Origin of the sequence: Streptomyces sp. MUM 2J, from assembly GCF_022414535.1 — a bacterium.
Classification (GTDB): domain Bacteria; phylum Actinomycetota; class Actinomycetes; order Streptomycetales; family Streptomycetaceae; genus Streptomyces.
The window spans coordinates 1-12516 of record NZ_JADWYM010000016.1 but is presented as its reverse complement, the minus strand read 5'-3'; the positions used below and the strand labels follow the sequence as shown (position 1 = coordinate 12516).

Annotated in this window: 9 protein-coding genes; 6 read left to right on the top strand and 3 right to left on the bottom strand. The window is 72.3% G+C overall.

The features are described from left to right. Positions 1-152 precede the first annotated feature (152 nt). Positions 153-1670 carry an FAD-dependent monooxygenase gene (locus tag I3F54_RS15745; RefSeq protein WP_240119389.1) on the top strand — a complete coding sequence of 506 codons (1518 nt, stop codon included), beginning with the start codon at positions 153-155 and terminating at the stop codon, positions 1668-1670. 375 nt (positions 1671-2045) lie between these two features. Here the strand turns inward: I3F54_RS15745 and I3F54_RS15740 are convergent, their stop codons facing one another. Next, complete coding sequence (locus tag I3F54_RS15740; protein WP_240119388.1) at positions 2046-3062, bottom strand: GlxA family transcriptional regulator; 1017 nt, start codon at positions 3060-3062, stop codon at positions 2046-2048. 97 nt (positions 3063-3159) lie between these two features. On the opposite strand from I3F54_RS15740, the gene I3F54_RS15735 reads away from it, so the two are divergent. Continuing rightward, entirely contained in the window at positions 3160-3984 is an 825-nt protein-coding gene (locus tag I3F54_RS15735) for a dienelactone hydrolase family protein (protein WP_240119387.1), read from the top strand. Between the two features lie 352 nt (positions 3985-4336). Here I3F54_RS15735 and I3F54_RS15730 read toward each other — a convergent pair whose 3' ends face one another. Further along, positions 4337-5299 carry a chlorophyllase gene (locus I3F54_RS15730; protein WP_240119386.1) on the bottom strand — a complete coding sequence of 321 codons (963 nt, stop codon included), beginning with the start codon at positions 5297-5299 and terminating at the stop codon, positions 4337-4339. A gap of 1450 nt (positions 5300-6749) precedes the next feature. Between I3F54_RS15730 and I3F54_RS15725 the strand changes: the two genes are divergently transcribed. From I3F54_RS15725 to I3F54_RS15715, 3 genes are all read left to right on the top strand, one after another. After that, a complete protein-coding gene (locus I3F54_RS15725; RefSeq protein ID WP_240119385.1) occupies positions 6750-7409 on the top strand; it encodes a response regulator transcription factor in 660 nt (219 codons plus the stop codon). Positions 7410-7736: 327 nt separating this feature from the next. After that, positions 7737-7973: a hypothetical protein gene (locus I3F54_RS15720; RefSeq protein ID WP_240119384.1), complete on the top strand. Its 237-nt coding sequence runs from the start codon at positions 7737-7739 to the stop codon at positions 7971-7973. After that, positions 7970-8260: a hypothetical protein gene (locus tag I3F54_RS15715; RefSeq protein ID WP_240119383.1), complete on the top strand. Its 291-nt coding sequence runs from the start codon at positions 7970-7972 to the stop codon at positions 8258-8260. The genes I3F54_RS15720 and I3F54_RS15715 overlap by 4 nt, the downstream gene beginning before the upstream one ends. Before the next feature lie 482 nt (positions 8261-8742). Here the strand turns inward: I3F54_RS15715 and I3F54_RS15710 are convergent, their stop codons facing one another. Then, positions 8743-11532 carry a LuxR C-terminal-related transcriptional regulator gene (locus tag I3F54_RS15710; protein ID WP_240119382.1) on the bottom strand — a complete coding sequence of 930 codons (2790 nt, stop codon included), beginning with the start codon at positions 11530-11532 and terminating at the stop codon, positions 8743-8745. Positions 11533-11923: 391 nt separating this feature from the next. Between I3F54_RS15710 and I3F54_RS15705 the strand changes: the two genes are divergently transcribed. Beyond that, entirely contained in the window at positions 11924-12253 is a 330-nt protein-coding gene (locus I3F54_RS15705) for a hypothetical protein (RefSeq protein ID WP_240119381.1), read from the top strand. Positions 12254-12516 lie beyond the last annotated feature (263 nt).

Here is a 12516-nt window from a genome sequence, read left to right as displayed (position 1 = left end):
TCCCGCGGCATCGTCCCGCCGACGGGACACAGGTCACGTCCGGCAGCGGATCGGCGCGGGCACCGGCATCGTCTTGACCGCCCGATCCGCTTCCATGAACGTGGTGGTTCTTCAACGACGTTGGAGGAGCGCAGGTGGGAAGGGGAAGCGGCATGGGACACACCGGCATGGACGCGGACGTGGTGATCGCGGGCGCCGGGCCGACGGGCCTGATGCTCGCCTGCGAGCTGCGCCTGGCGGGCGTCGACGTGGTGGTGGTCGACCGGCTCGCCCAGCGGACGGGAGAGTCCCGGGCCGGAGGCATGCACTGCCGCACCCTCGAAGTTCTGGACCAGCGCGGAGTCCTGGGCCGCTTCCTGGCGGCGGGCGACCTGACGCCGGTCGGTCACTTCTCCGGACTCATGCTGGACTTCGACGGGTTGGAGACCCGGCACCCCCTCCCGCTGATGATCCTTCAGTCCGCCATCGAGCGGCTGCTCGAGGAGTGGGCCGCCGGCCTCGGCACACGGGTGCGCTGGTCGTCCGAGGTGGTCGGAGTCCGCCAGGACGAGGACGGCGTGGCGGTCGAGTTGCGGACGGCGGATGCGGCCCCCGTGACGCTGCGGGCCCGCTACCTCGTGGGGTGCGACGGCGGACGCAGCACCGTGCGCAAGCTGTCGGGCATCGCCTTCCCCGGCACTCCGGCGACGATGACCGCGCTGATCGGCGACGTCGAACTCCCCGACCTGCCCGAGGACTACATCTGGGCGCGGCGCTGCGCGACCGGCGACTACTCGGCGATCTCGCTCGAGCCAGGCTGGTACCGGGTGATCACATCCGATCACGACCAGGTAGTGGACCGCGACGAACCCGCGACGTTCGAGCAGCTTCGCCAGTCGCTGATCAGGCTCGCGGGCACCGACTACGGCATGCGCCGGCCCAGGTGGATCTCCCGGTTCGGCGACGCCGCACGGCAGGCCGCCCGGTACCGCGCGGGCAGGGTCCTGCTCGCGGGCGACGCGGCGCACATCCACTTCCCGGCGGGTGGGCAGGGCCTGAACACCGGAGTGCAGGACGCGGTCAACCTCGGCTGGAAACTTGCCTCGGTGGTGCGCGGCCAGACACCGGAGAGCCTGCTGGACACCTACCACACCGAGCGCCATCCCGTCGGGGAGCGGGTCCTGCAGAACACCCGGGCGCAGGCGGCCCTGGCCCGCCCGGGCGCCCAGACCGACGCGCTGCGCGACGTGTTCGGTTCACTGCTGGTGCTCGACGACGTCAATCGGCGGCTGCGCGAGATGCTCACCGCACTGGACATCCGGTACCCGGTCGGCGACGGTCACCCTCTGGCGGGCCGCCGGGTCCCGGACGCCGGTCTCAAGGCGCCCGACGGTACCTCGCGCGTCTACGAGCTGCTGCACGCCGCTCGCCCCGTCCTGCTCGACCTGCACGGCAGCCCCGAACTGGTGACGGCCGTCGAAGGCTGGGCGGACCGCGTCGACCTCGTCGAGGCACGCAGCGAGGACGAGCAGTGGGCCGTCCCGTCCCGCGGCGAGATCCCCGCTCCCGCCGCCGTCCTCATCCGTCCCGACGGACACGTCGCCTGGGCGGCCGCCACCGGTCGTGCGCCTGACACCTCCGCGCTCCGGACCGCCCTCACCACCTGGTTCGGTCCGGCGCGGCAGAGCTGAGACGCCGGCCCGGACAACAGACCCACCTGAACGACAGTCTGAGGGCGGCGCCTCAAGATCCTCGCGTGGTCTCGACGGCGCCGTCGTCCCCGCCCCCCGCTCACCGTCGCCGCAGCGTCCCCGGACCGGTTCACCGGGCGGTCGGACCCGTGATCCGTGGGTGCCGGGTACGGACGCGCCACCGGATCCACGGTCTCGGCGGGCGCGGACCGCTGCCGGTTCGGCCCGGGGCCGAGCTGCCCGGGGACGAACTCGCTGACGTGCCCCGGCGGCCGGCTCGCGGCGACTGTTGCGGACGGGCGGCCCGGCGGATCGGACGTGCCGCAGGATGCCGGCGGGACAACGGCGGGGCGGGCGGTCGCGGGCACGCGGCCCTCATGTCTCCTGCTGCGTCCGTCGGGTTGCCCCGTGGTGGTCACGGCGACGGCGGAAGAGCGCGCGGTACTCCCTCGGCCGCTGGCCCGTGTGCCGGGTGAAGATGTCGCTGAACGCCCCAGGGTCGTGGTACCCGACATCGGCAGCGATGCCTGAGACGGTTCTGTCGGTCGTCTCCAGCAGGAGTCTGGCCCGCCGTACCCGGGCCGTCTGAAGATACGCGAGCGGCGTCTGGCCGGCTTCGTCGCCGAAGCGGCGCAGCATGGTTCTCGTGCTGACGTGGAACTCCTGGGCAAGGGTGGGCAGGTCATAGCGAGTACTGAGGTTCCGGTCGAGCCACCTTTTGACGCTGAGCGAGAAATCCCTGCCCACCGTGGGCAGGAGCTCCGAGTCGACATAGGGAGCCTGCGTGGAACGTGCGTCATCGACAAGCGCGATGCGCGCGGTACTGCGGGCGACGCGGGGGCCGTCGTGCTCGCGGATCAACTGCAGTGCGAAGTCGTACATGGCGCTGAAGGCCGCCGTGGTCGTCACCCCTCCGTCGGTCACGACCAGGCGCTCCGGGCGGAGTCGCACGTCGGCATACCGGTGGGCGAACCGGTCCGCGAACAACCAGGACGTGGTCGCTTCGCGCCCGCCGAGCAGCCCGGCTTCGGCGACCAGGAAGGCGCCCACGCAGATCGATACGACAGCGGTCCCCGAGGCCGCTTGCGATCGGATCGACTCCACCTCCGGTCCCAGGTGTGCGAGCGTTGCGTCGAGGTCGAGCGCGGGTGAAAGCTCGAAGCCCGGCACGATCAGGACGTCCACCGGGCGAACCGCCGAGACGTCGATGGCCGAGCCGCCGGAGGCGACCACACGCCGCCGTGGCGAGACGACCGACGCCTCGTAGGACGGCTGTACCGCCCCTCGCGCCGCGGCGACGTGAGTGGCCATCGCCATGAGGTCGGGGACTCCGAATATCTCCGAGGCGAAGCAGCCGGGGTAGGCCAGCACACCGACTCGCAGCGGACTCATACGGCCCTCCCGTGTCGTGAACGGTTGGCGATATTACCCGGACACATGGCGATGCCGCCGATTCCCAGGAGGCCGGCCACTCACGATCATCTCGTTCATGACCATGATGCGAGGACAGAGCGACCCCTTGGACGACTTCGTGCGGCGAGTCGTCAGCGTCGACGGGGTGGACAAGACCGTGTACGTCGCCGGATCGGGACCGGCGGTCGTTCTCATGCCCGAGATGCCGGGTATCAGCCCTGATGTCGCGCGGTTCGCGCGTTGGGTACGCGATGCCGGACTCTCCGTGTACATGCCTTCTCTTTTCGGCGTCGACGGTGCCTATCCGCTCGCCGAGGCGCAGGAGACCGTCGTGCGTCGCGCGTGTGTCAGCGCCGAGTTCCGGGCGTTCGCCGGTGGAGGCACCAGCCCCGTCGCCGCGTGGCTGCGTGGCCTCGCCCGCCTGGCGCACGCCGAGTGCGGCGGGCCCGGCGTCGGCGCCGTCGGTCTGTGTTTCAGCGGCAACTTCGCCTTGACCATGGCGCTCGAACCCGCTGTCATCGCACCGGTGGTCAACCATCCGTCGCTTCCGCTCGACGATCCCGGTGGTCTGGAGATCAGCGACGAGGACGCTACTGCCGTGGCCGAGCGCGTAGCGCGAGACGGACTGAAGGTTCTCGCCTACCGCTTCGACAACGACAGGTGGTGCACGGGCCGGCGGTTCGCGGCTTACCGGGCGCTGCTCGGGAACGCGTTCGACGGCCGCGTACTCAAAGGCGAGACGGCGAACACGAACCCTCCGCCCTTCTTCCGTGACGTCGTCGGTTGCGCCCACAGCGTCGTCACGGCCCACCTCGTCGACCAGGACGGTCACCCCACGGTGCAGGCCCGGGACGAGATCATCGCCTTCCTGGCCGAACGACTCGGGGTGCGGTCGGTATGAGTCCCCGGTGCTCCGGCAGCCGGACGATGCGGCGGAGCGCCGGCGCTTCCCGCTGCGAACCGGGCTTCGGTACAGGGCCACTCATGGCCACCCTCGACGACCGCGAGTGACGCAGGCCGCCCAGGCTTCGATGGCGCGCAGGGCGGCCGGGGTGCCGGGTGCGGCTGGGGCCGGCCCGGGTGGGGCGGGGCCGTGAAGGTCGCGGCCTCTGCCCCACCCGGCGACCGTTCGCCTTGACGGGGGCGACGGCGTGGACGTGGCGTGAGCCCGATGCTCTGCCCGCGAACGCGGTGATCTTCCGCAACGCCCTGGACGCCTCCGAGGCCAGGGCCGGCCGTTGCCGGTGGACGGTCTACTTGGATTCGACGCGTCCGACCGGGTCGGGGCTGGTCGCCAGCGCGTCGCACGCCGCCTGCCACGCGGTGTCGCCGGGGCGGAGCCGGGTGCGGAGGTAGGCCGCGGTGAGGTGTGCGAGCGCGGCGACCAGCCTGGGGTTCTCGTCGGTGGTCTCGGCGGCGTCGTATCCGGCGATCCCGCCGAGTCCGTGTTCCGCGCCGAACAGGGTGAGCAGGGTCATGGGGCCGGGGGCGAGGGTGTAGGGGTCGGTGTGCCAGGCCGGACCCATGTCGGTGAAGTGCCGGGAGTCGTCGTTGTCGCCGGCGACGACCAGCGTGGGCGCGGTCATCGTGGAGAAGTCCATGGTCCGGAGGAACGGGGTCTTCTCGGCCATGAGCCCGGTCAGGACCTCGCCGCCCCTGCCGGGTGCGGCGAGCAGCACGCCCGTCCTGATGCGGGGCTCGATGAGGTTCGCCTCCTGCCCGGTGTCCGGATCGGTGATCCGGGCGCCCAGCAACTGGCTCGCGGTGAAGCCGCCGAGCGAGTGTCCGGCGACGGCGACCGAGCCGTGGTCGATCCGGCCGGCGAGCAGCGGCACGGTCTTCTCGATCGCCTCTAGCCGGTCGAGGACGTACGTCATGTCCCCGGCCCGCGAGCGCCAGAAGAAAGGCGCTCCCGGCAGGTCGGCCAGTTCGCCGGCCAGGGTCCTGGAGCTGAGGTGGGTGGGCTGGATGACGACGAAGCCCAGGGCCGCCCAGAGGTTGGCGAGCGGCCCGTAGCCGTTCAGGGAGGAGAGGTTGTGTGAAGGGCCGTGGCCGTGGGAGAGCAGGATCGTGGGCAGGCCGGTCCCGTTCACGGGTGCGGTGACGCGCAGCTGGAGGTCCACGGGCCGTCCTGGTGGGGACAGCACCACCGGACTGTACGACAGGACCGGGGCGGGGAGTCCGGTGGCGGGCGTGTTCTCGGTGGACGCGCTCATCGGGACCGCTTCCCTTCTGGTGCGTGTGCCGACACCCGGCCGATGTGGTCGCTCTTGGGCTCGGACATGGAGGTGCCTTCCGTTCAGTGGGTGTGCGCTCCTGACTTCGGTGGGCCCGGCGGGCGGCGGCGCCGCGGGCAGGGCCGGATGGAGAGCGCTTCTCGTGCGGAGCCACATCGACGCCGGGCGGTGACGAAGGCGTGGCCGTTCAGGTGCCGGGCGGACGGTCATGGCGACGGCGGTCGGCCGTTGGCCTGCCGGTCTTCCGCCGCGACTTAAACGGAACCTTGTTCCGAATACGATACGGAACGTCGATCCGTTTTGCAAGATCGGCCATGGGGCGGAGCAGTGTGGTGAACGGCGGCGGCCAGGGCCGGAAGGCTCGGCCGGGTTCAAGCGATGGATCCGTCGCTCGGGGCTCGACCTTCGATCTGCCCGGGCGGTCCCTGGACGCCGAAACTTCCACGCCTCCCGTGTGCCGGCGGGCTGCCGCCGGCCGGTGTCCTGGTGCGGCACCGTGTTGCCCGGCCCCGGCGGGTCCCGCCGATCCCGAGGCCCGCCCGCGCCACCTGACACCGGTGACGAAGGGGAGTTGGTCTGATCGTCCTTGAGGCCGATGCCGGTAACCGGCGTTCGTCCTTGACTCGGCACCACCCGCCCGCACACGTGCCGGCGCGCTGCGCAAGGCAACACCGAAGGGACCGCCACGAGATGGGCAGACGACAGACTCGACGACCTCACCGGGTGGGGGCGCTGAGGCGCACCGAGCCGGACACCTCCTTACCCACTCGGGCACCACGCTGAGGAGGTACGTCGCTCATGTGCAGAACACTGGCAGCGGTGGTCATGACGGTACTGGTGGGCGTGGTGCCGGGGGCCGGTGGTGACCGGTGGCCGTCGGCGCACGACGTCACCCCCTCGTGCGCCGTCGCCCCGGGCCGCTCCGACCCCGGCCCGGGCCCTGTTGCCTTCGACGGCCCGGTCCCGGCCAGGGGCGGGGCCGTCGCCGTGGGCCACGACACCTTGGGCACGGGGTCCACCGGGCACGGAGCCCCTGGTGCCGGGGGCCGGGCAATGACCGCCCCCCGCTCCGGCGAGCCGGAGCGGGATCATCACGGAAAGGGCCTGGCGCGGGACATCGGCGGTTGGATTTCCCTGTGCGCGGTGCTGATCGCGGGCGCTGTCTCGCTGCTCTGCGGGCGACGCCGCGGAAGCGGAGGCTGCGGTGGGGAACGCGAGGGCTGAGACTGCGGACGCGGCGGGGCGTACCCGGGGCGGAGGTTCCCGCACCGGCGGCTCACATTGACAGCCAGTCACGTTCTCGGCAAGGGTGCGAACGCTGACTCTCGTCGGCCCCAGGGCGCTCAGTCGCTCCCACTCGGCCCGCCCGCGACGGACGGCACCAGAGCCCGTGGGCGGTACTCCTGCATGCCGGTAGGGTGGAACTGCAATGATCACGGTAGTCGTCGCGGACGACGAGGAGCTGATCCGGGAGAGCCTGCGGCTCATCCTGCAGACGGACGACACCATCACCGTGGTGGCGGCCGTCGCGGACGGCGAGCAGGCCGTCGCCGCTGCGCTCACCCACCAGCCCGACGTGGTTCTCATCGATGTGCAGATGCCGGCCATGGACGGGCTCACGGCCGCCCTGGCCCTACGGCGTCTGCCCCGGCCGCCCCGGGTCGTCGTCCTCACGTCGTTCTCCCGGGACGAGTACCTGTACTCCGCGCTCAAGGCCGGAGTCGACGGCTTCCTCCTCAAGGACGTCCGTCCCCACGAACTCATCGACGCCATCAAGGTCGTCGCCCGAGGGGAGGCGATCATCTCCCCGTCCATGACGCGGACACTGATGGAACAGTTCACCGTCCCGCACGAGGCCGTCCACGCCCGGGAGCGTCTGAAGCCGCTGCCCCAGGAGCAGCGCACGATCCTGGCCCTGCTGGCCCAGGGGCTCTCGAACGCCGAGATAGGCGCCCGCATGCAGCTGTCCGAGTCTCAGGTCAAGGTGCACGTCAGTCGGATACTGCGCCTCCTGGGCTGCGCCAACCGGGTCCAGGCCGCGATCCTCGCCCACACCGCGGGGCTCACCCCGCCGGCTGTTCCTTCCTGACGTCACCGTCGTACCCGGCGGTGGTCGTGCCCCTGCCCGGCCCCGTCCCGCCCGGCCGGGCAGGGGCCGGGCTGCGCAGTGCCGAGGCGACCGGCCGGTCACGGAGGGGGGAGGGATGCGGCTGCCCGTCCCGCTCGGCGCCTCCGCCGGCCGCAGACACCTCCGTGCCCTTCGTCGCGCCAGGACTGGTTCTCCAGAAGGATTCTGATCACTTTCGTTGCGGCTTGACTCGGGCCGTCCGCGAACGCGGACGGCCCGAGCCGCCGACAGCCGCCGTCCGTGCGGTCGTCCCGGACTCGTCGGCCTGGTTCACACCTGGAGACTCCCGTGACCCGAACGCGACCGTTCACCTGGCCCTTCCCCGAACTGGAAGCCCCGGTGCCGCCCTGGGACGCCACTGTCTGTGGCTGCGACTGGGATCTGTGCTCCGAACCCTGTGGCGTGGCGTCGGCGACGGTGGCCATGTCCTGGGTGTACGACGGTTCGTCCCATTCGGGCCCGGGACAACCGTCGGCACGGGCGGCGGAGACCGCGCAGCCGCGCGAACAGCTGGGCTCGCGTTGAGTCCTGCCGCCGCTCGGTCGCGGTATCCCGTCCCCGCGGGCCGGTACGGCGAGCGACCGGGGTCGCTCGCCGACCGCTCGGCCCTGCTGTTCCTGGGGCTGATCGCCCTGCTGACCGTGTCCGACCTGGTGCAGGCCGCTCACCGTCTTCCCCCGTATATCTGCGAGGTTCACACCAGGTGTTCGACCACCCGCGTGCCGGCCGTCGTGCCGCCGGAAGTCCTGACCGAGCGCCGCGACAGCGCCGGGACACTCGCCCTGAGCCCGCCGGTTCTCCCGCCGCCGTGAAACGGCCCGTCGCCACCGACCTCGGTCCTCCCCGACGACGGGCCGGGCTGCACCAGCCCGGCCGCCCCCTTCGCGGCCGGGGACTTCGGGTACCTCAGGGACGCGACCAAGGCGCTCGACACCACGCTCGCCCGTCGCGCCGGACTGGGCGGGGCCGTGTACGTGGACACCTGCACCCCGACGGTCGGTCACGACATGTGCCGTCCGGCCGGTGAACGGTGGATCGAGAACCTGGCCCCGGCGGTCCCGGCCAACGCGGCGCACCCGACCACGCGGGGTGAGCAGGCCATGGCCGAGGCCGTGGGGCGGGCGCTCGGGTCCTGCCACGCGGCACGACGGGACGAGGCCGTGCGAACACGGGACGGTGCCGTACGTCCCGCCGCACGACGGGGCTGATCCTCACCTGCCGCAAGGGCGTGTGACCGGGGGTGCCCACCCCTCGGTGCTCCCGGTCGCACCTTCGCGGGGCCTGGTCCCGGGAGTCAGCGCAGAGCCTGCTCAAGAGCGTGGCGTCCCCTCACGGCCAGCTTCGCGTAGACCTTCGACAGGTGCATCTCCACCGTGCGCAGGCCCACGAACAGGTGGGAGGCGATCTCGGTGTTGGTCATGCCCTGTGCGGCGAGTTCCGCGACCTGGCGCTGGGCGGGTGTCAGCGCCTCCCGTCCCCGGAACGTCGGGGTGCGGGGACGGTCGCCGAGCTCCCTCAGCCCGGCCCGTGCCTGCTGCGCGATCGGCTGGGCCCCGCACTCGTGGGCGACACTGACGGCCTCCTGGAGCGCGGCGCGCGCGTCCTCCGGCCGGCCGTACCGCACGGCCAACGTCCCCCGGTCCGCCTGGATCTGCGCGTACCGGAACCGCGCGGCGTCGCCCCCCAGCAGCCGCGCCGCCTCGTCGAGCAGTTCCAGGCCCTCCTCGTGGCCCACCACCAGCGCTCGGCCACGCAGCGCCACAGCCGTCATCTCCGCGACCCCCCAGGTCCGCGCCAGTCGCAGTTCCTCGTCCGCCAGCGTGAGAGCGGACTGCCGATCGCCGAGGAGCAGGTGCACCAGTGCGGCCTCCGACCGCCACGGGTAGAACCCGGGACCCGGCATACCGCGTGCGTTCAGGCGCTCGCCGAGGTGCAGGAAGTCCGCCAGCGCCCGTTCGAGGCGGTTGTCCGCCGCGTGCACCCAGCCCCTGACGAGCAGTGGGTAGTCGTAGATCGTGTGAAAGCCGAGCGGACCGCTCAGGTCGCACTCGCCGAAAAGGGCCTCGGCCTTCTGCGTCTGTCCCTGCCGGACGAAGGCCTCCGCCAGGGTCGCGACCGCGAAGACACTGTGGCTCTCTCGATGGTCGACACCTATGTCCCGGAACGCGGCGAGTGCGTGCTGCGCATCGGTCCGGGCGTCCGCGAACGCCCCGCGCCGGCACTGGGCGTTGGCGCGCGTGCTGAGCGCCTGCGCGTAGCTCAGCGCGGAGGCCCTCGCGCGCGTCTCCGCCACGGCCGCGTCGGCGTACTCGAACGTCAGGTCCGGTCTGCCCGCGGCGCCCAGTGCCAGCACCGCACAGGGGTAGACGATGGACTCGTCGCCCACCGGCGCCATGCCCCTGCTCAGACCGACACGGGCCAACTCGATGACGTCCTCGGCGCCCTGCCCGAGCGCGGCTCCACGGAAGCTGAGCAGCGCGGCCAGCGCCCTGCGCCCGGCGTCGTCATCGGCGTCCCGGAGGCGCAACTCCATCAGCCGCGGCCACGCCCGCACCGCCGACGCCGCCTCACCGAGGCTGACGAGCAGGTAGTCCAGCTCCAGGCGAAGGGCGGCCGCGGCGTCCTCGGTACGAAGCCGCCGGATCGTCCCCTCCAGCATCGTCAGGGCCTCGCCGTAGCGGTCCATGGCGAACAGCGCGCCGGTCAGACTGCGTGCGGAGCGGGCCAGAGCCTGCGGTGTGGCGCCGAGCCGCAGGCTGCTGCGCAGCTCCGGTACGGCGGCCGGTACATCGGAGTCGAGCCGGGCGGCGCCGATCAGGGTCAGAACCTCACTGCGCTCCTGCGCGTCGAGATCCTCGCTCAGGGTGCGCCGCAGGTAGATCACCGCCTCGTCGGGTGCTCCGCGGTCGAGCGCGGCCTGGGCGGCGCGCCGCAGGATCGCCGTGGCCTGCTCCATGCCCGCCGGCCCGTGGACCAGGTGCGGCGCCACCTGCTCGGCGGGTGCTCCCCAGCCGAGCAACAGCTCGGCGGCGCGGGCATGATGCCGTTTGCGGCAGGTGGGCGAGATACCCAGGGCGAGGCCCGCGGCGAGCAGGGGCGGATGCAGCTGGGCCCGTACTTCGGCGTGCTGGACGAGTTCGGCCTGAGCCAGCGCGTGCAGGGCGTCCTCGACCGTGTGCCGGTCCATCGCACCGGCATGGGCTATCACCTCCGGGAGCTGGGCACTTCCCAGCGAGGCGAGCACGGCGGCCACCCGCTCGGCGTCGGCGCCGATCCTGCGCAACGCCGCCCGAGCCGCCACGCCGACGTCCGCGAGCAGCGGCTTGAACGCGCCGGTCAGTGTGGTGTGGAGCGGGGGACACTCCCGCCGTCCGTTCCCACCGTGCTGCTGCGGGTCCGCGGCGCCCAGCAGCGTCCGGATCAGGTACTGGTTCCCAGCCGCTGCCGCCAGAAGCGGGTGCAGGACTTCGGCGAGGGTCTGTCCGTCCTCGGACGCGTCGAGGATCTCGCCCAGCCGGTCGGCGACCGCGGACTCGTCGAGCGGCGAGAGCCGGACGTGGTGGTCCAGGAGCCGCAGCACGGCACCGAGAGCAGACTCGTCGACCGACTCACCCGGTCCCAACGCGCAGACGACCGTCACCGGATGAGCACCCACGGCCCGCGCGATGCTCCGCAGCCCGCGCAGGGACACCGCATCGGCCCACTGCAGGTCGTCGGCCAGCACCAGCACCCGTTGCATCGGTGCGGACCGGGCACCGCTGAGCATGCCGTCCGCGGGCGGTGCCGCGTCCCCCGAGGCCAGCCAGCGCACGAACGCCACGGCCCGTTCCCCGCCACCCTCTGGTACCAGTGAGCACACCGCGGGCGACGGGGCGGCCTGCGGGCGGTGGCTCGCGGCCGGCTCGTAGCACGCGCTGAACACGGCGAATCCGGCGGCGCGGGCTCGTTCGCCGAGGTCCGCGAGGAGTCCCGACTTGCCGCTGCCGAACCCTCCGCGCAGCAGGACGCTCGCCCCGCCGGGACGCTCCAGTAGTTCGTACAGAGTGTCCCGCTCGCGCGCACGGCCAAGAAGTGTGGGTACCACGCCGCTCCTCTTCCGGTCTGCCGTTGCAGGGCCGGACGGACGGATGGCGACCGTCCGTCCGGTTGGGGGGTCGCCCCGTTCGGACGTCGGCCCTGCAGCGCATTCACCGTACTCACCTGGGACGTCGAGCGCTGTCGGCACCCCACCGAACGATGTGGATCTTTCGGTGGGTGCGGGGTGTCCCGCCCGCGTGCGCCGGTGTTCGGATGAGGGCGCGCACTTCGCTCGTCGACGGCCACGTGAGGTGTCCCCGCGGCGGCCGGAGCCCCGGCGGACGTGTGCCCGTGACGGGGGAGTCCCCGGCGGGCATCGCGTCGAGCGCCGAGTGGTGCCGCCGCACGCCCAGGAGGGCGGGCGCAGTGAGCCTTCGCAGTTCCATGTTGGGAGAGAAATGCCTACCGATGGGCCCTCGCAGGCCGAGGTCCGCCAGTCCCGGGCCACGTCGGCCGTACCGTCCCCGCCGCCGCCGCCGCTCGCACCGCGCCGGTCGGTCCCGCCGAGCACGGTGATCATCGTGCTGCTGTCGTGCGCGCTGCTGCTCAGCCTGAGCCTGCTGTACGTGCTGGCGGTCAGGTCGGCCGACTCCCGATGCGTGCCGTTCGGCCGGGCAGCCTGCGCCTCCACCAGCCCGCGGCCCACCTGCACGCCGGTGCTGCCGGGCGGCGCGCCCCCGCTGAGCGTCGACGTCGCCTGGAAGTCCCCGCGCACCAGGAGCACCTGAACCGCGGCCCGCGTCGGGCCTCCCGGCCCTCGCGGCTCTTGGTGCCACGCCGGGCAGAACCCTGATCCGCGCCCTGTTCCCGGTCTTCGTCGCCGCCACCCCGGCCGTGACGGCACGGGGCCGCCCCCTCACTGCTACCGGGGCGCGATGAGGCCTTCCACGCCCGCCCCGTCCAAGACACACCCTCGTTCCAAAAGGAGATGTCGTGAGTAACGAAAGCCTGGCCAACCTCCTCAGGGAGGAGCGACGCTTCGCGCCGCCCG

Bases quoted from the DNA above. Each gene is read 5' to 3' on its own strand.
- I3F54_RS15705 (WP_240119381.1), top strand. From the start codon at position 11,924: ATGCCTACCGATGGGCCCTCGCAGGCCGAGGTCCGCCAGTCCCGGGCC.
- I3F54_RS15725 (WP_240119385.1), top strand. From the start codon at position 6,750: ATGATCACGGTAGTCGTCGCGGACGACGAGGAGCTGATCCGGGAGAGC.
- I3F54_RS15745 (WP_240119389.1), top strand. From the start codon at position 153: ATGGGACACACCGGCATGGACGCGGACGTGGTGATCGCGGGCGCCGGG.
- I3F54_RS15730 (WP_240119386.1), bottom strand. From the start codon at position 5,299: ATGAGCGCGTCCACCGAGAACACGCCCGCCACCGGACTCCCCGCCCCG.
- I3F54_RS15740 (WP_240119388.1), bottom strand. From the start codon at position 3,062: ATGAGTCCGCTGCGAGTCGGTGTGCTGGCCTACCCCGGCTGCTTCGCC.
- I3F54_RS15735 (WP_240119387.1), top strand. From the start codon at position 3,160: ATGACCATGATGCGAGGACAGAGCGACCCCTTGGACGACTTCGTGCGG.